General features: G+C 71.0%; 20 protein-coding genes and 1 riboswitch. Of the genes, 11 read left to right on the forward strand and 9 right to left on the reverse strand.

The window, feature by feature from the left end; genetic code table 11:
- Window positions 1-44 precede the first annotated feature (44 nt).
- Window positions 45-473 (forward strand): deaminase, encoded by a 429-nt coding sequence (locus ACZ4TO_RS14395; protein WP_468024291.1) that lies wholly within the window; start codon window positions 45-47, stop codon window positions 471-473.
- A gap of 192 nt (window positions 474-665) precedes the next feature.
- The gene (locus ACZ4TO_RS14400) at window positions 666-968 is read left to right on the forward strand and encodes a hypothetical protein (protein ID WP_385043760.1); all 303 of its coding nucleotides are present in this window, start codon (window positions 666-668) and stop codon (window positions 966-968) included.
- 19 nt (window positions 969-987) lie between these two features.
- Here the strand turns inward: ACZ4TO_RS14400 and ACZ4TO_RS14405 are convergent, their stop codons facing one another.
- Window positions 988-1,953 (reverse strand): GlxA family transcriptional regulator, encoded by a 966-nt coding sequence (locus ACZ4TO_RS14405; protein ID WP_468024292.1) that lies wholly within the window; start codon window positions 1,951-1,953, stop codon window positions 988-990.
- Window positions 1,954-2,178: 225 nt separating this feature from the next.
- Here ACZ4TO_RS14405 and ACZ4TO_RS14410 point away from each other — a divergent pair, with 225 nt between their 5' ends.
- Entirely contained in the window at window positions 2,179-2,643 is a 465-nt protein-coding gene (locus ACZ4TO_RS14410) for a DUF2269 family protein (protein WP_468024293.1), read from the forward strand.
- Window positions 2,644-2,740: 97 nt separating this feature from the next.
- Window positions 2,741-3,250 (forward strand): levansucrase, encoded by a 510-nt coding sequence (locus ACZ4TO_RS14415; protein ID WP_382790083.1) that lies wholly within the window; start codon window positions 2,741-2,743, stop codon window positions 3,248-3,250.
- Window positions 3,251-3,331: 81 nt separating this feature from the next.
- Here the strand turns inward: ACZ4TO_RS14415 and ACZ4TO_RS14420 are convergent, their stop codons facing one another.
- The 3 genes from ACZ4TO_RS14420 to ACZ4TO_RS14430 form a co-directional block, all read right to left on the reverse strand.
- A complete protein-coding gene (locus ACZ4TO_RS14420; RefSeq protein WP_382790086.1) occupies window positions 3,332-3,811 on the reverse strand; it encodes a hypothetical protein in 480 nt (159 codons plus the stop codon).
- Window positions 3,812-4,033: 222 nt separating this feature from the next.
- The gene (locus tag ACZ4TO_RS14425; RefSeq protein ID WP_382790088.1) at window positions 4,034-5,542 is read right to left on the reverse strand and encodes an MFS transporter; all 1,509 of its coding nucleotides are present in this window, start codon (window positions 5,540-5,542) and stop codon (window positions 4,034-4,036) included.
- A gap of 53 nt (window positions 5,543-5,595) precedes the next feature.
- The gene (locus ACZ4TO_RS14430; protein ID WP_468024294.1) at window positions 5,596-7,158 is read right to left on the reverse strand and encodes a DUF445 domain-containing protein; all 1,563 of its coding nucleotides are present in this window, start codon (window positions 7,156-7,158) and stop codon (window positions 5,596-5,598) included.
- 261 nt (window positions 7,159-7,419) lie between these two features.
- On the opposite strand from ACZ4TO_RS14430, the gene ACZ4TO_RS14435 reads away from it, so the two are divergent.
- On the forward strand, window positions 7,420-8,748 hold the full coding sequence (locus ACZ4TO_RS14435; protein WP_468024295.1) for an SGNH/GDSL hydrolase family protein: 1,329 nt from the start codon (window positions 7,420-7,422) through the stop codon (window positions 8,746-8,748).
- An 88-nt stretch (window positions 8,749-8,836) separates the two neighbouring features.
- Here the strand turns inward: ACZ4TO_RS14435 and ACZ4TO_RS14440 are convergent, their stop codons facing one another.
- From ACZ4TO_RS14440 to ACZ4TO_RS14455, 4 genes are all read right to left on the reverse strand, one after another.
- A complete protein-coding gene (locus tag ACZ4TO_RS14440; RefSeq protein ID WP_382790095.1) occupies window positions 8,837-9,709 on the reverse strand; it encodes a DUF1707 SHOCT-like domain-containing protein in 873 nt (290 codons plus the stop codon).
- Window positions 9,710-9,771: 62 nt separating this feature from the next.
- Window positions 9,772-10,779 (reverse strand): ABC transporter ATP-binding protein, encoded by a 1,008-nt coding sequence (locus ACZ4TO_RS14445; protein ID WP_382790463.1) that lies wholly within the window; start codon window positions 10,777-10,779, stop codon window positions 9,772-9,774.
- 19 nt (window positions 10,780-10,798) lie between these two features.
- On the reverse strand, window positions 10,799-11,653 hold the full coding sequence (locus tag ACZ4TO_RS14450; RefSeq protein WP_382790467.1) for an ABC transporter permease: 855 nt from the start codon (window positions 11,651-11,653) through the stop codon (window positions 10,799-10,801).
- A gap of 103 nt (window positions 11,654-11,756) precedes the next feature.
- Complete coding sequence (locus ACZ4TO_RS14455; RefSeq protein WP_382790098.1) at window positions 11,757-12,557, reverse strand: ABC transporter permease; 801 nt, start codon at window positions 12,555-12,557, stop codon at window positions 11,757-11,759.
- A 196-nt stretch (window positions 12,558-12,753) separates the two neighbouring features.
- Between ACZ4TO_RS14455 and ACZ4TO_RS14460 the strand changes: the two genes are divergently transcribed.
- A complete protein-coding gene (locus tag ACZ4TO_RS14460) occupies window positions 12,754-15,393 on the forward strand; it encodes a transglycosylase domain-containing protein (protein ID WP_468024296.1) in 2,640 nt (879 codons plus the stop codon).
- 48 nt (window positions 15,394-15,441) lie between these two features.
- On the opposite strand, the gene bcp is transcribed toward ACZ4TO_RS14460, so the two are convergent.
- Window positions 15,442-15,909 carry a thioredoxin-dependent thiol peroxidase gene (bcp, locus tag ACZ4TO_RS14465; RefSeq protein ID WP_467842303.1) on the reverse strand — a complete coding sequence of 156 codons (468 nt, stop codon included), beginning with the start codon at window positions 15,907-15,909 and terminating at the stop codon, window positions 15,442-15,444.
- A 129-nt stretch (window positions 15,910-16,038) separates the two neighbouring features.
- Between bcp and ACZ4TO_RS14470 the strand changes: the two genes are divergently transcribed.
- The 5 genes from ACZ4TO_RS14470 (at window position 16,039) to ACZ4TO_RS14490 (ending at window position 18,657) form a co-directional block, all read left to right on the forward strand.
- Window positions 16,039-16,377, forward strand: a complete 339-nt coding sequence (locus ACZ4TO_RS14470; RefSeq protein WP_382790107.1) for a DUF3618 domain-containing protein — start codon at window positions 16,039-16,041, stop codon at window positions 16,375-16,377.
- A gap of 97 nt (window positions 16,378-16,474) precedes the next feature.
- On the forward strand, window positions 16,475-16,777 hold the full coding sequence (locus tag ACZ4TO_RS14475; protein WP_103554526.1) for a GroES family chaperonin: 303 nt from the start codon (window positions 16,475-16,477) through the stop codon (window positions 16,775-16,777).
- 49 nt (window positions 16,778-16,826) lie between these two features.
- Window positions 16,827-16,896: riboswitch (guanidine-III (ykkC-III) riboswitch) on the forward strand.
- A gap of 34 nt (window positions 16,897-16,930) precedes the next feature.
- The gene (locus tag ACZ4TO_RS14480) at window positions 16,931-17,251 is read left to right on the forward strand and encodes a DMT family transporter (RefSeq protein ID WP_382790110.1); all 321 of its coding nucleotides are present in this window, start codon (window positions 16,931-16,933) and stop codon (window positions 17,249-17,251) included.
- 93 nt (window positions 17,252-17,344) lie between these two features.
- Window positions 17,345-17,998, forward strand: coding sequence for an HNH endonuclease signature motif containing protein (locus ACZ4TO_RS14485; protein WP_468024297.1), 654 nt, complete (start codon window positions 17,345-17,347; stop codon window positions 17,996-17,998).
- Entirely contained in the window at window positions 17,995-18,657 is a 663-nt protein-coding gene (locus tag ACZ4TO_RS14490; RefSeq protein ID WP_468024298.1) for an HNH endonuclease signature motif containing protein, read from the forward strand. Before ACZ4TO_RS14485 ends, ACZ4TO_RS14490 begins: the two co-directional genes overlap by 4 nt.
- Window positions 18,658-18,683 lie beyond the last annotated feature (26 nt).

Raw genomic sequence — 18,683 nt, forward strand, 5'->3', positions numbered from 1 at the left:
GATATGAGTGCGGAACAACAAGACGCTGAACGGGACGCGTTCGCGTGGGCGTCACACTGTCGACGGGAGTCATAGCCGCCGGCACCAGCTCAGTCGTCGAACTCCGGGATCCCACCGCTCACGCCGAAGTCACGGCTCTCCGCGCGGCCGGTACGGAACTCGGCCGCCATCTCATGGAAGACGCCGTGATGTACGCCGGCAGCGAGCCGTACCCCATGTGCCTGGTCGCCTACTACTGGGCCCGTATCCCCCGCCTGGTCTACGCCGCCAACAGCCATGATGTCGCAGTAAACGGATTCGAAGATCTCCAGTTCTATCGTCAGCTCGCCGCTCCCAACGCAGAACGGACCCTGCTCGCGGAAACAGTTGCCGAGGCGAGGCGCGTGAGACCGCGGTCGCGGCCCTCGCTGGCTGGGCCGGCACACATCCCTTTCCGTCGAACCCAAGCTCTGAGACACAAAACGCGGATCTGATCCCTCTCCGCTCCGCCGTCAGTAGCGGTGACGTCCCCGGTTGCGTGAACCCCGCCGCCCTGGGCTTCGCTCTCGGCGGTGCCTGTTGCGCCATCTCCGCGGGCTATGGCCAGGGGGCAGGTCCGCCGGGCCGAGCCGGGGCGTTAGCCTCAGGAGGAACCCTGGACGAGTGCACGGCAGCAGGAGGCAGCAATGGCGAAGGTTCCGGCCGCGGTGGTGGCCGCCGGGGGGCTTGTCGGTGGGTACGGCGTCGCCCGGTGGACGAGGAAGCGGCAGCTCGGCGGGGTCGTACTCGCCGTCGCCGGGGTCGCCGCCGCCCGGCAGTGGAAGCAGGACGCCGGCGGGGCCGCCGCCGGGGTGCTGACCGCCGGGTACGTGGCCGCGTTCGCCGGGTCGCACCCGCTGGCCAAGAAGGTCGGCGCCTGGCCCGCCGTCTTCGGTGTCGCCGGTGCCATGGCCCTCGCCTCCTGGGCCGTGGCCGACCGACGCGCCTGAGCGGGACCGGGCCCGAACCTCAGGACGCCCGCTCCTCCGCCCCCCGGAACGCCCGCCTGTACGCGTACGGGCTCGTCCCCACCACCCGCTTGAAGCGGTCCCGGAACGCCGTCGGAGAGCCGAAGCCCGCCTGGGCGGCGATGCGTTCGACCGGGTACGTGGTCGTCTCCAGGAGGTACTGGGCGCGGCGCACCCTGGCCCGGTGCAGCCACTGGAGCGGTGTCGTGCCCGTCTGTTCGCGGAAGCGGCGGTTGAGGGTACGGGTGCTCGTCCCGGCCTGAACCGCGATGTCCTCCAGGGTCAGCTCGCGGCCGGCGTTCTCCTCCAGCCAGTCGAGCAGCGGCTCCATGGTCGTGCCCGCGGGGGCCGGAGGCTGGGTGTGGACGATGAACTGGGCCTGGCCTCCCTCCCGTTCGAGAGGCATCACCGACAGCCGGGCGGCATGCGCGGCGACCGCCGAACCGTGGTCCTTGCGGATCATGTGCAGGCACATGTCCAGCGCCGCCGACGCCCCCGCCGAGGTCAGGAACTGGCCGTTGTCGACGTAGAGCACGTTCGGGTCGACCGTCACCGCCGGGTGCCTGGCCGCCAGTTCCGCGGACGCGACCCAGTGCGTCGTCGCGCGCAGTCCGTCCAGCAGGCCCGTGGCGGCGAACACGAACGCTCCGACGCAGATCGAGGCGATCCGGGTGCCGTTCGCCGCCGCCGCGCGCAGCGCCTCCGCGACGCCCGGCGGGAGCGGGGCGGACGGGTCGGCCACGCCCGGCAGGATGATCGTGTCCGCTTCGGCCAGCGCCTCCAGGCCGTACGGGGCACGCAGCGTGAACGCGCCCGCGCTCACCTCCGCGCCCGCGGTCACCGAGCACACCCGGGTCCGGTACGCCGGGCGGCCGTCGGGCAGCCGGGCCCAGCCGAACGTGTCGATCGGGGCCGCGAGATCGAACGGGATGACCTGGTCCAGCGCCAGTACGGCCACGGTGTGCATGACCAGAGCCTATGCCTGCGCCGGGTTCTCGCCACACGGATTCGGCTGGCAGGGCTCGCCACGGGGACACCCCTGTGGGGTCTCGTCACGCGGGCGCCCAATGCCGGTCGCAGCCCGTACATGCACAGGGTTCACCGCCCTGGTCAGAATCCGTTGACCAGAATCCGTTGACCCCTGGCAAAAGTGCCACTTCTCCATGATCCGTGCGGCCTCTACCGTCACCCCGTGACCAAGTTCCTCCTCGCCGTCCACGTCATCGCCGCGATCGTCGCCATCGGGCCCGTCACGGTCGCCGCGAGCATGTTCCCGCCTGCCGCGCGCAAGGTTCTCGAAGGGTCCGACGACTCGAGCGCCCTCGCCACCACCCGGCTGCTGCACCGCATCTGCCAGGTGTACGCCGTGGTGGGTGTCGTCGTTCCCGTCTTCGGGTTCGCCACCGCGAGCGACATGGGCGTCCTCGGCGACACCTGGCTGATCGTCTCGATCGTGCTGACCGCGCTGGCTGCCGTGGTCCTCGCCGCGCTGGTCCTGCCCCGGCAGAGCGCGATCCTGGAGGGAGCCGACCAGGGCGGGACCGTCGACCGCGCGGCGACCGTGCGGCTCGCCATGTTCACCGGGATCTTCAACCTGCTGTGGGCCACCGTCACCGTCCTGATGATCATCCGTCCGGGGTCCACGACGGGCGCCTAGACGTTCCGGCTGCCGGTCGGGCCGACGGCCGGAACGGGTGCCAGTCGATCGACCGGCACCCGTTCCGGCCGTCGGCCCCGGGCCCTAGGATCCCGCCATGGACGCAAACCAGCAGCAATCCGCGCCGGGCACCTACCTGACGTTCGTGGAGCGGCAGTTGACCGCCGACGGATGTGCCACGCGGTGGGAGGAATGGGCCGGGGTGCCCGTACTCGTGGGGCGGCGGGCCGAGTTCCGGATGCGCTGGATGGGGACGAAGCTGCACCTGTTCACGGTGGCCGCGGTCGTTCCGGAGATAACCGTGCAGGCCATCTCCGGCTTCACCGACCAGGTGATGAAGTACGCCAAGGACACCAAGGGCGGTCTGCCCGTCGGCTTCCAGAACGGCATCGGCGCCTTCCCGCTGCTCGTCAGCGACCGGGTCGATCCGGCGGCCGTGCAGTGGGCCGAGGCGCAGCAGCGGGTCAAGTTCGCCTGCATGACACGGCCCGTCGTGGTCGACAGTTCGCGCCAGTACGTGGGCATGTACCGGGGCAAGCCGGTCCTCGGGCGCGTCTACGCCTCGTACTTCAACGAGAAGAGCTCGCAGTACTTCTACGGGCAGTAGGCGGGCCGGGGCGCGCTGCGGGCGCCCCGGGTCACCGGGGCGGTCAGCGGGCGGACCCGGGTCACCGGGCGCCCGCCCGTCTCACCGGCACCACTGGCCGGCCAGCACCCACTCCTCCTCCAGGGCGTCCGCCAGGTCCGTCCTGAACTGGCGTGCCACCGCGCTCACGACCAGCACGGAGGCGGCCCCGAGCAGCGTGACGGCCGCCCAGGTCAGCGGCCACACCCCGGCCAGGCCGTCCGGGGGTCCGGGGTGGGTCCGCAGCGACACGTGCAGCAGGATCGCCGGGGGTGCCGCGACCAGCAGCAACGGCCAGGCCAGCGCGTCCCGGAGCCCGAAGTGGACGGCCAGGAGCAGCAGCACCGCGGCGAGGGCGAGGACGGCCGTGCCGGTCACCGGGGTGGTCTCCACGGTCGAACCCGGCGTCTCCGGGCGGCTGCGCAGGTCCCAGGGCAGACAGATCAGGTACGCCGCGCAGGAGAGGGCGGCGCCGAGCACACGCGTCAGCCAGCGTTCCGGCCAAGGGCGCGTTCGCAAAGGGCGGAGCAGTTTCTCGGTCATGCGTACGAGGGTCACGTGCCCGGCGGGGCCGCGACAGAGTACGCGTACTCAGAACCGTGGACGAGCTACGCCGTGTCGCGGGGCCCGGGAGCCGGAAGGGATCGCCCGCCCGGTCCGGCTCCCGGCTCCCGGTCCCCGGTCCGGCTCCCGCTCCCGCTCCCGGTCCCGCTCCCTGCGCGACGGGAGCCGCTGATCAGGGCCCTGTGCGGTGAACGCCGCTGATCAGCTCGCCCGCGCGCTGGACGTCGGCGAGGCGTCGGCCGTGGAGGGTGCCGTCGACAGGGGCGCGGCGATGTCCTCCAGGGAGCGCCGCTCGGCCTTGACCGCGAGGAACACCGCGACCAGGCCCGCGGCGCACATCAGGGAGGCGCCGATCTGGAACGCGATCACCGTGTCGGCGACGACGCCGGACTTGGTGAGGTCGGCGAAGACCAGCGGGCCGCTGATGCCGCCGGCCGCGGTGCCGATGGCGTAGAAGAAGGCGATGGCCATCGCGCGGGTCTCCATGGGGAAGACCTCGGAGACGGTCAGATACGCGCTGGAGGCGCCCGCCGAGGCGAAGAAGAGCACCACGCACCAGCAGGCCGTCATCGTCACGGCGTTCAGCGCGCCCTGGTCGAAGAGCCAGGCCGTGACGAAGAGCAGCAGGCCGGAGAGCAGGTAGGTCGAGGAGATCATCACGCGGCGGCCGAGGGTGTCGAAGAGCTTGCCGAGCAGCAGCGGGCCGAGGAGGTTGCCGGCCGCGATGACGGCGAAGTAGTAGCCGGTGCTGCCCGTGGGCACGTCGAAGAACGTGGTCAGGATGGAGCCGAAGCCGAAGGTGATCGCGTTGTAGAGGAAGGCCTGGCCGACGAAGAGGGCGAGGCCGAGCACGGCCCGTTTCGGGTACCTGCCGAAGACCGTCTTCGCGATGACGCCGAAGCCGACGCTCTTGCGCTGCTCGATGGTGATCTCGCCCTGCGGCGCCGGCAGCGGTTCACCCCGTTCCTCCTCGATCTCCTCCTCGACCGAGGCGACCAGTTCCTCCGCCTGTTCACCGCGGCCGTGGATGAACTGCCAGCGCGGGCTCTCCGGCACGTGTCGCCTGACCAGCAGGATCACCAGACCGAGGACCACGCCGAGTCCGAAGGTCAGCCGCCAGCCGAGGTCCTTGGGGAAGATGTCCGTGTTCAGCATGACGATCGACAGCAGCGCGCCGCCGATCGCGCCGAGCCAGTAGGTGCCGTTGATGATCAGGTCGACCCGGCCGCGGAACCTGGCGGGGATGAGTTCGTCGATCGCCGAGTTGATGGCCGCGTACTCGCCGCCGATGCCGAAGCCGGTGAGGAAGCGGAAGGTGAAGAACCACCAGGCGTCGAAGGAGAAGGCGGTGAGCGCGGTCGCCGCGAGATAGACGGCGAGCGTGATCATGAAGAGCTTCTTGCGGCCGTACCGGTCGGTCAGCCAGCCGAAGAACAGGGCGCCCGCACAGGCACCGGCCACGTAGAGCGCCGCCGCGATACCGGTGACCTGCGCCGAGGTGATGGACAGGCCGCTCCCCTCCTCGGAGAGCCGGCCCGCGATGTTGCCGACGGTCGTGACCTCCAGGCCGTCCAGGATCCAGACGGTTCCCAGGCCGATCACGATCATCCAGTGCCAGCGGGACCACGGCAGCCGGTCCAGACGGGACGGCACGTTCGTGGTGACCGTGCCGTCGGCGGCGGGGGGTGCCGGTGAGGCGGGGACTGGCATGGGGTTCCCTCTCCGTCGGGTGAACCCCCGCCGGGTTCCCGCCCTTTGGGCGGTTAAGCCCCCAGTCCTCGTGACACCACGTAGATCAGCAGTCCGGCCAGCGAGCCGACCACTGTGCCGTTGATCCGGATGAACTGCAGGTCACGGCCGATGTTTGCCTCGATCTTCCTGGTCGTGTGCTCGGCGTCCCAGCCGGCGACCGTGTCCGTGATGAGCGAGGTGATCTCCTTGCGGTACGTCGTGACGACGTACACGGCCGCCCCCTCGACCCAGCCGTCCACCTTGGCCTGGAGCTTGGGCTCCGTCGCCATCCGGGCGCCGAGCGACAGCAGGGAGGCCCGCACGCGCAGCCGCAGCTCACTGCGCTCGTCCTCCGCCGCGGACACGATCATCGACCGTACGGCCGTCCAGGCGGACGCGATGAGGTCCTGGACCTCGCCGCGGCCCAGCACCTCGCCCTTGAGCCGCTCCACCCTCGCGCGGGTGTCCGTGTCGGACTGCAGATCGGACGCGAAGTCGGTGAGGAACCGGTCGAGGGCTCCGCGGGCCGGGTGGGTCGGGGAGTCGCGCATCTCGGTGACGAAGCGCAGCAGTTCCTTGTAGACCCGTTCGCCGACCTTCTTGTCGACGAAACGGGGGGTCCAGCCCGGCGCGCCGCCCTGGACGGCGTCCATCACCTGCGTGTCGTGGAACACCAGCCAGTCGTGCGCGCGGACCACCACCAGGTCGACGACCCGCTTGTGGCCGCCGTCCAGGACGATCTTCTCCAGCATCTTCCCTATGCCGGGCGCGATCTCCTGGGCGTCGGCGCGGCGGGTGATCGCCTCCCCGACGACCGCCTGGACGTCGGAGTCGCGCAGCACGGTCAGGGCGCCCCTGAGCGCGGCGGCCAGTTCGGCCGTGACCCTGTCCGCGTGCTCGGGATCGGCGAGCCAGGCGCCGAGTCGGCTGCCGATGCCCACCGCGCGCAGCCGCTGGCGGACGACCTCCTCGGAGAGGAAGTTCTCGCCGACGAACTCGCCCAGGGAGACGCCGAGCTGGTCCTTCTTGGTGGGGATGATCGCGGTGTGCGGGATGGGCAGGCCGAGCGGGTGCCGGAAGAGGGCCGTGACCGCGAACCAGTCGGCCAGCGCGCCGACCATGCCCGCCTCGGCTGCCGCCGCGACGTAGCCGGCCCAGGCGCCCGCGCCTTCGTTCGAGGCCCACTTCGCCAGTACGTAGACGAGGGCGACGAAGAGCAGCAGGCCGGTGGCGGTCGCCTTCATGCGGCGCACCCCGCGGCGTTTCTCCTCGTCGGCGGGGCTGAAGGTGTTCATCGCCCGCCCCGGCACGGTGGCCGTCCGCCCGCCCGCGCTCCCGGCGGCCCCGGCGGCCTTCCCGGCACCGGCACCGGCACCTTCACCATCGTCCGGGGATGGCCCGACCCCGGCGGTCTCACCGGCGTCAGATGCCTGCCCGACTCCCCCAGCCGCGCCCGCGTCCCCGGCCTCAACGGCCTCGGCCGTACCGGCGGCGCCCGCGGAACCGGCCTCCGCCGCCCCGGTCTCCCCGGCCTCGGCACCGTTCGCGGTCCCGTCGGCGTTCGCGGCCCCGCCGGGTCGGGCATGCTGCTCCATGCCGTCCCCTTCACCCGAATTCGTGCGTCCCATTCACTCCACCCGTTCGCAGGCCACGTCACGCCTCGTACACATTGTCCCTTTCTCGCTCTCTTCTCACCGACTCCTGGAACGCTTCAGGAGTTCCCGGCGTCTGTTCGGATGGGGAATCGACCAGGGGGTCCCGCAGGGGGCGCGTCGTCACTCCCCTTACCCATGACGCATCATGGAGTGATCACATCCGGAGCCTCGGGCTCCCTCGTCCGAGGAGACACGCACCGCATGACCAAGCGTCACGGTTATGCCCTGCTCGCCGCGATCCTTTCCGTGGTCGTGGTCCTTTCCGCCGCCATATACATCGGCGTCGGCGCTGACGACGGCACCAGCGCCAAGGCCGCCGTGGCCGGCGGCCACACGTCGCACGACGCCGCTCCCGCCTCCACCGGCACCTGGGTCGGCGCCTGGTCCGCGTCCCCGGCCGGAGCCGAGCCCGGCACGGAGCCCGACGGACTGGCGGGCCGCTCCGTGCGCAACGTCGTGCACACGGCCGCCGGGGGTACGAGTGCCCGCATCACGCTGTCCAATCTCTACGGGCAACAGCCGTTGCTGATCGCGCACGCGACGATCGCCGTCGCCGCGACCGCGAACAGTGCCGCCGCCACCGCCGACACCATGCGCCGCCTCACGTTCGGCGGTGCCACGGGCGTCGAGATCCCGGCCGGCCGGCAGGTGACGAGCGACGCCGTACGCGTGCTCGTCCCGCACGGCGCGGACGTCCTCGTCACGACGTACTCGCCGACCCCGTCCGGCCCGGTCACCTACCACCCGCACGCCCAGCAGATCTCGTACGTGGCCGACGGCGACCGCACGGAGGACGTGAGCGCCGCCCCGTACGCCGAACAGAGCCCGTACTGGCGCTACCTGACCGCGCTCGACGTGCTCAGCGACGACGCCACCGGCACCGTCGTCGTCCTCGGCGACTCCCTGACCGACGGCATCACCTCCACCGTGGGGGCCAACCGCCGCTGGACGGACGTCCTTTCGGAGCGGCTGCACGCCGCGGCCGGGTCCGGCGACACGCCCCGCTACAGCGTCGTCAACCAAGGCATCAGCGGCAACCAGGTCCTCGCCGCGGGGTTCGGCCGGCCGGCCGACAACCCCAGCGGGCTGAGCCGGTTCGGCCGCGACGTGCTCGACCGTACGAACGTCAAGGCCGTCGTCATCGACCTCGGCGTCAACGACATCCTGCGCAACCCGAACCAGGTCGATCCGGCCACCGTGACCGACGGCCTGCGGACCCTGGTGCGCCAGGCCCACGCCCGCGGACTACGGGTCGTCGGCGCCACCCTGATGCCCTTCCAGGGGCACCGCGGATACACCGACGCCCGCGAGGCCGTACGCCAGGCCGTGAACGCGGAGATCCGGGCCGGGAAGGTGTACGACGCCGTCGTCGACTTCGACGCCGCGCTGCGCGACCCGTACAACCCGCGCCGGCTGCGGACCGACTACGACTCGGGCGACCATCTGCACCCCAGCGACAAGGGGTTCCGGCGGATGGCCGAGGTGTTCGACCTGAAGGAACTGAAGGGCCCGGTGCCCGCGGAGCTGTGATCCGCCTCGGGCGGCCGAGCTCCGATCGGCCGCCGAAGGCGCCGTCCGGCCGGACGGCCTCGGCCGGTGCCCGGACGGCGCCCGGACTTCAGTAGTCCCCGTCGTGCCGCCGCCGGCGGTCCTCGCGGCGCTCCCGGTGGCGGTCCCTGCGCTCCTCGTGGCGCAGACGGCGCTCCTCGTGACGCTCACGGCGTTCCTCGTGGCGCTCGCGTATCAGGTCGCGGGCCTCGTCGAGCGCGTCGAACATGTCGTCCAGGCCACCGTCCCGGGAGCCCTGAAGCTCCTTGCGGGCCTCCCGGCGCTCCAGCTTCTCCTGCCGGCGCTCCTCCTTCAGGCGCTGGCGCTCGGCACGGGTGAGCTTGCGCTCCACGCCGACCCCGCCCCAGAACGCGAAGCCGGTGACGACCACCCGGGGCGCGCCCGGGTCGCCCGACCGGCCCTCCTCACGGTGGTCGAAGCCGCCCATGATGCCGATACCGCGGACCACGACCTCGACGCCCGGCGGCACGATGACGTTCAACCCGCCCATGACCGCGACACAGTTGACGACGACCTCACGGTCCGCGAAGTTCGCCTCGCGCAGGTCGATCTCGCCGCCGCCCATGAAGGCGAAGCAGTTGAAACGCCTCGGCACCGTCCAGCGGCCCTTGCGCTCGAACCCGGACAGCACCGCCACGGCCCACGAGGACGAGCCCTCGCCGCCGACGATCCGCGAACCCCAACTGCCGTCGTCCACGGGCTGCTTGACCATGGAGATCCGAGGGGCCGACCCCGCCGCCCCCGGCAGGTCACGGGTGATCGGCGCCAACTCCCCGTACGTACGGGCCGCGTACGTCGCCTCCAGCCGCTCCTCGAACTCCTCCATGTCGAGGCGGCCCTCCGCGAGGGCGTCCCTGAGCTGTTCGGCGACACGTTCACGATCGGCGTCGGAGGCACGCAGCTCCGGGAGTTCGTCGGTCATGGCAGCAGCCTACGAGTTCCCCCGCCCGCGGGCCATCCACCCCACCCGGGCGGCAGCCACCGCTAGGCCCCCGCCTTCCCGGCGTACATGCGGCTGATGACCGCCTCGATGTCCGGCTCGCGTACCGAAAGGTCCACCAGCGGATATTCCGCCGCGATCCGTGCCACCAGCGGGGCGGCCGACGTCGCGGCGGGGAACGCCAGCCACTGGCGCGGGCCCTCCACCTTCACCACCCGCGCCGACTCCAGCTCGATCGGCGGCAGTTCGCGCTCCAGGTCCACCACCAGGGTCCGCTCGCTCTCCCCCACCTCGTGCAGCCCGCTCAGCGCGCCGTCGTACATCAGCCGCCCGTGGTCGATGACCATCACACGGCGGCACAACTGCTCGATGTCGGTGAGGTCGTGGGTGGTGAGCAGGACCGTCGTGCCGCGTTCGGCGTTCAGATCCCGCAGGAACTCCCGGACCCGCACCTTGCTCACGACGTCGAGCCCGATCGTCGGCTCGTCGAGGTAGAGCACCTCGGGGTCGTGCAGCAGGGCCGCCGCGATGTCGCCGCGCATCCGCTGCCCCAGCGACAACTGCCGCACCGGCACCTCCAACAGGGCCCCGAGTTCCAGGAGTTCGACACAGCGGTCGAGGTTCTCCCGGAACCGCGCGTCCGGCACCCGGTACATCCGGTGCATGAGCCGGTACGAGTCGATCAGCGGAAGGTCCCACCACAGCGTCGTACGCTGCCCGAACACGACCCCGATCCGGCGCGCCACCCGGGTGCGCTCGCGGGAGGGATCGAGACCGGCGACCCGCAGCCGGCCGCCGGACGGGGTGAGGATGCCGGTGAGCATCTTGATCGTGGTCGACTTCCCGGCGCCGTTCGGACCGATGTAGCCGACCATCTCCCCGCGCTCCACGGTGAACGAGATCGAGTCGACCGCCCGCACCTGCCGCCGCTCGCCGCGCAGGAACCCCGTCCTCCTGCGCACGTCGAAGACCTTCTCGACCCCGTCGAGCTCGATGAACCCGGTCCGCGCACCCGATTCCCGGCCCGGATCCGCCGGCTCCCTGTCCGCCACGATGGCCACGCCCGTTCCCCTAACTTCCCGTACTCCGGTAGGCGCGCAGCCCCGCGCGCCAGGCGATCCCGGCCAGCGCGCAGCACAGCGCCGCCACGGCCGGTGGTGCGAACGCGACCCACGCCGGCAGGTCGAGCGGATAGGGCCGCCCCAGCACGTACAGCGCGGGCAGCCAGTTGACGAAGGCGAGCGGGAGGACGAACGTCACCCCGCGCAGCAGGTCCTTGGCGAACACGGTCGGCGGGTACTGCAGGAGTGTGTTGCCGCCGTAGGTGAAGGAGTTCTGCACCTCGGAGGCGTCCTGCGCGACGAACTGGAACGCGCCGCCCGCCACGAACACCGCCGAGAAGATCGCCGCGCCGCTGAGCAGCATCATCGGCATCATCAGCACCTTGACCGGCGTCCAGTGGATGTCGAGGACGAGGAGGGCGTACCCGAGGACGAGGAGCCCCTGGGTGATCCGGCCGAGGCGGCGCAGCGCGAAACGGTCCGCGGCGACCTGCGCGAGCACCGGCGCCGGACGCACCAGCAGGGTGTCCAGCGTGCCGTCGCGCACCCGGCGCCCCAGCCGGTCCATCGAGCCGAGCGCGAGGTCCGCGAACCCGAACGCGGTACCGGAGACCCCGTAGAGCAGGGCGACCTCGGGCAGGCTGTAGCCGCCGAGCCGGTCGACCCGCGAGAACATGAGCAGGATCGCCACGAAGTCGAGGGCGGTCGCCGCGAAGTTCCCGAACGCGGTCATCGCGAAGGAGGCCCGGTAGGCCATCGTCGAACGGATCCACATCGCGGTGATCAGCCGGTAGGCCCGCAGCCCGTCCCGCAGTCGCGCGTACGCGCCCTGCCGCTCGAACGGCCGGAACTCCACCGCCCGCACCGCCGCCGCGCCGGCCTGCCCGGCCGCCCCCGGCTCGGACGCCACACCCGGCTCCCGTTCCCGCGCCGGGCCCGCCACGACCCCCGTCCCCCGCTCCACCGGATCAGCCACCCTGCACCACCACCCTCCGTGTCGCCACCGACTGCACCAGGCGCCCGGCCGCCAGCAGGACGACCGCCCAGGCACCCTGCACCGCGTACGTGCCCAGCGGATCCGCCGTGCCGAGCAGGACGTCCACGGGCGCCTGGATCAGCGACGACCAGGGCAGCGCCCGTACGACCTCGCCCAGCGCGCCCGGGAAGACGTTCAGCGGCAGCAGCATCCCCGAGCAGAAGATCCCCGCGATGGAGGTGAGCTGCGCCACCCCCGCCCCGTCCATCAGCCAGAACGCGGACAGCGCCACCAGGAAGCGGATCGCGAACCCGACGACCACCCCGAGCGCGACCGCGACCAGGAAGGCGAGCCAGGTCAGCGGATCCGAGGGCAGCGCCAGGTCGAAGACCAGCGCGCCGAACAGGAGGGGCACCACGCCGCGGCCCAGCAGATGGAACAGCGCCCGGCCCATGTCCTGGGCGAGCCACCACATCTGGAGGTCGGCCGGCCGGTACAGGTCGATCGCGATGTCACCCGTACGGATGCGCTCGATCAGTTCGTCCTCGAAGCCGCCGCCCATCATCGCGACCACCATCAGCAGCCCCTGGCTGAGCCAGACGTAGCTGAGCGCCTGCGCCTGGTCGTAGCCGCCGAGGTGCGGCTTGCTGTCCCACAGGGCGATGAACAGGTACGCCAGGATCAGCCCGAAGACGGTGTTGGTGAAGACCCCGGCGGCGGTCGCGACCCGATAGGTGGCGTACCGCCGGAACCCGCTGCCCGCGACAGCCGCGTACAACCGCGCCGTGCCCACAACCCGTCCCTTTCCCCAGCGTTGAGCCAAAGCGCAGGAGCCTAGTCCCGGCCCGGCGTGGGCCGCCAGGCATTTTCCGGCGCGACGCGTGCCGGGATCGGCGAACGGACACATGGTGCGAGAGGCTTCATACGGGGCGCACCAGGCGTACGAGGGCGTACGGCGACGTACGACGCGAAACAGGAGTCCGGCGAAGATGAGCGACGAGCCGCAGCAGCGCAGCCAGGGCTGGGCACCGAGGGAACCGGAAGCGGGCCCCCGCCCGAACCCGGCCCCCGCGGCGGGACCGCGGACGGGCCGACGGTCGGGACCGGGAACGGGAGCGGGCGCGCAGGGAGCGGGACCGGCCGGACCCGGACCGGGCGCGGCCGGGCCAGAAGCGAGCGGGCCGGGCGCGGGCGGGCCAGGAGCGAGCAGGCCGGGCGCGCGGCCGGATCAGGGGCGGACCGCGCCGCAGACGCCGAGACAGCAACCGAAGCGCAAGCAGCGGCCGAAGCGGACCGGCCTGCGCAGACTCGTCCCGACCTGGCGCATGGTGCTCGGCACCGTCCTCGGCACGGCCCTGCTCCTGGTCGGCCTCTTCGCGCTCGGCTACTTCCTCGTCCGGATCCCCTCCGCGAACGCCGCCGCGGTCAAGCAGAGCAACGTCTTCCTGTACGCCGACGGCAGCCAGCTCGCCCGCGACGGAGACGTCAACCGCGAGAACGTCGCACTCGAGCACATCTCCAAGGCCGCCCAGCACGCCACCCTCGCCGCCGAGGACCGCGACTTCTACAGCGAGTCCGCCATCGACCCGAAGGCGATGCTCCGCGCCGGCTGGAACACCGTCACCGGCAAGGGCCGCCAGTCCGGCTCGACCATCACGCAGCAGTACGTCAAGAACTACTACCTGGGCCAGGAACAGACCGTCACCCGGAAGGTGAAGGAGTTCTTCATCTCGGTCAAGCTCGACCGGGAGAAGAGCAAGGACGACATCCTGGAGGGCTACCTCAACACCAGCTACTACGGCCGCAACGCCTACGGCATCCAGGCCGCGGCCCAGGCCTACTACGGCGTGAACGCCCGGGACCTCACCGTCGGCCAGGGCGCCTACCTCGCCGCCCTGCTCAACGCGCCCAGCGAGTACGACGTGATCGCGCACCCCGAGAACAGGGCCGGGGCCCTCGCCCGCTGGAACTACGTCCTCGACGGCATGGTCAAGCAGAAGTGGCTGACCCGCGCCGCCCGCGACCGCGTCTCCTTCCCGGTCCCCCGGCAGGCCAGGGGCTCGGCGGGCCTGTCGGGCCAGCGCGGCTACCTCGTCCAGGCCGTGACCGCCTATCTGACCTCCAACGGCATCCTCGACGAGGACACCCTCACCCGCGGCGGCTACCGCATCACCACCACCCTCCAGAAGTCCAAGCAGAACGCCTTCGTGGAGGCCGTGAACGACCAGGTGACGGACCGGCTCGACAAGAAGAACCGCAAGGTGGACACCTACGTCCGCGCCGGCGGCGTCGCCATCGACCCCTCCAGCGGCAAGGTCCTCGCGATGTACGGCGGCATCGACTACACCAAGCAGTACGTCAACAACGCCACCCGCCGCGACTACCAGGTCGGCTCCACCTTCAAGCCGTTCGTCTTCGCCTCGGCCGTCCAGAACGGCGCACAGACCCAGGACGGCCGCGACATCACCCCGAACACCGTCTACGACGGCACCGACCAGCGCCCCGTACGGGGCTGGAACGGCACCGTGTACGCGCCGGAGAACGAGGACGGCGAGTCGTACGGGGACATCTCCGTGCGCACCGCCACCGACAGGTCGGTCAACTCCGTGTACGCGCAGATGGCCGTCGACGTCGGCCCCACGAACGTGCGGAAGACCGCCGTCGCCCTCGGCCTGCCCGCCGACACCCCCGACCTGACCGCCTCCCCCTCCATCGCGCTCGGCCCCGCCACCGCCAGCGTCCTCGACATGGCGGAGGCCTACGCCACGCTCGCCAACCACGGCAGGCACGGCGCGTACACCCTCGTGGAGAAGATCACCAAGGACGGATCGCAGGACGTGAGGCTGCCGGCCCGGGACGACGACCGGTCGGCCGAACGCCAGGCCGTGAGCCGCGAGGCCGCCGACACGACCACCTCCATGCTCCAGAGCGTCGTCGACGGCGGCACCGGACAGGCCGCGCAGAACGCCGGCCGGCCCGCCGCGGGCAAGACCGGCACGGCCGAGGAGGACACCGCCGCGTGGTTCGCGGGCTACACCCCCGACCTCGCCACCGTCGTCGCCGTCATGGGCCAGGACCCCGACACCGGCGCCCACAAGTCCCTCTACGGCGCCCTCGGACAGGCCCGCATCAACGGCGGCGGCTACCCCGCACAGATCTGGGCCCAGTTCACCCGGAACGCCCTGGAGGGGGACGAGGCCGCGGACTTCGACCTCGAACTCCAGCCGGGCGCCGAGGAGATGTACGACCCCGGCGACGACACCGAGGACCCGGACGCCACCGGCGGACAGAACGACGGCGGCACGGACGGCGGCGAGGAGGTGGGCGGGGCGGGCGGCAGCGCACCGGCCACGACGAACGGCCGGACCCCGGGACAGAGCCACACCCCCGGCCGGACCGACGGCCACACACCGGGCCACACCCCGGGCCACACCGACGGCGGCACCGGCACCTCGGGCGGGACCACCGGCGGCACCCCCACGGACGGAGGCACCACCGGAACCACCGCGACGGCCGGCACCACGGCCGGCACCACGACGGGCGGAGGCCCGACGGACACCGGCACCACGGGCTCGACGGCCGGCCAGGGACCGCTGAGCGGGCTCACGCCCAGGAGGGAGAGGCGCTGAGCGGGGCGGACGTGTCGCCGAGGGGGCCGGCCGTGTCAGGAACGGCGGTCAGATCCCCAGGTCCTTGATGATCTTCGCTACATGCCCGGTCGCCTTCACGTTGTACAGCGCCCGCTCGACCTTGCCCTCCTCGTCCACGACGATCGTGGAGCGGATGACACCGACGACCGTCTTGCCGTACAGCTTCTTCTCGCCGAACGCCCCGTACGCCTCCAGCACCGTCTTGTCGGGGTCCCCGACCAGGGTGACCTTCAGCGACTCCTTCTCACGGAACTTCGCCAGCTTCTCGGGCTTGTCCGGGGAGACACCGATCACGTCGTAACCGGCGCCCGCCAGCAGGTCCAGGTTGTCCGTGAAGTCGCAGGCCTGCTTCGTGCAGCCGGGGGTGAGCGCGGCCGGGTAGAAGTAGACGATGACCTTGCGGCCCTTGTGGTCGGCGAGGGAGACCTCGTTGCCGTCGGCGTCGGGCAGGGTGAAGGCGGGGGCGGTGTCGCCGGGCTGCAGTCGCTCGCTCATCGGAACCTCACATGGCCGGGGGAATGGATACGGAACGAGCGTAATGGGGGGTGCCGAGGGGTGCGGTCCGGTACGAACTGACAGACTGTCCGAATCAGGGAGTCACTACACGACCACGGAGGCAGCGCGGTGTCGGATACGTCGAGAACGCCGGATACCAGGACTCCGGCGCAGATCGAGGCGGACATCAAGCACCGCCGCACAACCCTCGCCGACACGCTCGACGAGATCGGCGTACGGGTGCACCCCAAGACCATCGTCGGAGACGCCAAGGCGAAGGTCGCCTCGAACATCGACCACACCCTCGGGCGCGCCTACGTCGGCGTCAACCGCGTCGTGGGCGATGTGAAGGGCCAGTTCGTCTCGGAGGACGGGGCGCCCCGGCTGGAGCGCATCGTGCCGGTGGCGCTGGTCGCGGTGGGGCTCGTCGGGCTGCTCGTCATGGGCACGCGGCGGCGCAAGGGCTGACCCGCCCGCGTACGAAACCGGCCGGGACAGGTAGGTTCAGGGCGTGAGCGCCAACCGTGAAACGCACAGCACCCATGACGACAAGCTGCCCATCCGGATGCTGCACGACCGCGTGCTGGTACGGCAGGACGCCGCCGAGGGCGAGCGGCGCTCCGGCGGCGGGATCCTGATCCCCGCGACGGCGGCCGTCGGCCGTCGTCTCGCCTGGGCCGACGTCGTCGCGGTCGGGCAGAACGTCCGGACGGTGGAGCCCGGCGACCGGGTCCTGTACGACCCCGAGGACCGGGCCGAGGTCGAGGTGCGCGGGATCGCGTACGTGCTGATGCGCGAGCGGGATCTGCACGCCGTGGCCGCGGACCGCTTCGAGGGGTCCGAGGACTCGACCGGCCTTTACTTGTAGGGCATACGCACCCCGGAGGGGCTGGTGACCATGGTCACCAGCCCCTTTCGCCATTCCTTGCTACGGTGGAGGGACCCCGACGAGACGCGCCGTACCGGGCTCAGCAAAGACGACGCAGCCCTGCCCGGCCGTCGTCTCCCGGAGGTACCCGTCATGGCCTGGATCCTGCTGATCATCGCCGGAATGCTCGAAGTCGGCTGGTCGATCGGGATGAAGTACACCGACGGCTTCACGCGCCCGGTCCCGAGCGTCCTGACGGGCGCGGGAATCATCGCGAGCATGCTGCTCCTGTCCTACGCCGCCCGGTCCCTCCCCATCGGCACCGCCTACGGCGTCTGGGTCGGCATCGGCGCGGCCGGCGCCGCGATCCTGGGAATGACCCTCCTGGGCGAACCCGCGACAGCGGCCCGCATCTTCTTCATCTGCCTGCTCCTGGCCTCGGTGGTAGGCCTGAAGGCCACATCGGGCCACTGATCCCGACCAATCCCTCACAGGGCGTAACCGTCCGATAAGCGGTTCGTTGATCCGTTCGAGGTCGCGAACGCGCGATCGGATACGGAGGGGACGATGCCGGCCAGCCCGTACACCAAGGAGCGCCTGGCTGAGGCAGCTCGGACGTCGCGGACGTTGTCGGAGGCGTTGACCAAACTCGGTGTGGATCCGAGGAGTCCGACACGGCGGTACCTACAGGAACGCATGAAGAAGCTGGGTGTGGACATCACGCACTTCGAGCGCGAAGGGGTGCGGTGGACGAGGGATGTTCTCGCGGCAGCGGTTGCGGCCTCGACGAACATGTGTGAGGTGCTCCGCCATCTGGGGCTTGAGGTCATCGGTGGGCAGCACACGCACATCAGCCGTCGAGTCGACGCGTACGGCATCGACACTTCGCATTTCCGGGTGCCGAATCAGCGCGGGAAGACCAGACGGCCCCGGACGCCGGAGAACTTGCTCGTCGAGCAACCTGCTGGCCATGCCCGGCGCGTTCCGAGTGGCCTGCTCAAACAGGCGATGACAAGCCTGGGCGTGGCCGAGCGCTGCGCCCGCTGCGGCGTAGAGGCACTCTGGCTGGGACGACCACTCCCCCTGGAGGTTGACCACATCGACGGCAACTGGCGGAACAACCGCATCGGCAATCTCCGATTCCTCTGCCCCAACTGCCATTCTACGACCGACAGTTACCGCGGCCGCGCGAAGCGGCGTCGCAGGGGAAGCACCTCATGAGCAACGGGGTGCAGTACACCCGCGAGCGGATGGCAGAGGCCGCCGATCAGTGCTCGAACATCGACGAGGTCATCGCCTTCTTCGGCACCCGCCCGTACGGGAATCTCCGTCGGCACCTCTATCGACGCTTCGCCCACTTCGACATCGACATCTCACATTTTCCCCGCAAGGGCCGGCGCGGGGCACAGGGTCCGCCGGGCGAGGCCGAGTTGCGGCAGGCGGTCGCCCAGGCACTCTCCCTGGCAGGGGTGCTCCGGTTCCTGGGGCGCCCGGACAACTCGCGGCAGCGTGCGCTGATCTCCCGATCGGCCGCCTCTCATGGCATTGACACCTCGCATTTCCTGGGGCAGGCGCATCAGCGAGGTAAGCCGGGCCCGACACCGCTGAGGAGTCCGGCGGATCTGCTGGTCAAACACAGCGGCAACCGTCGCACACGGACGGCATTGCTTCGGCGGGCACTCCGCGCAATCGGCGTGCCGGAAGAGTGCGCCTCGTGCGGGACCGGCCCTGAATGGCTGGGAGCTCCGATGACCCTGGAGGTCGATCACATCAACGGGGACTGGAAGGACGACCGGCGTGAAAATCTGCGGTTGCTGTGCCCGAACTGTCACGCGGTCACCAGCACCTGGTGCCGCGGAGGTCGTCGCCACACCAGCTAGGCAACCTTCATCAGCCCGGTACGATG

Source organism: Streptomyces sp. NPDC028298 (assembly GCF_055565895.1).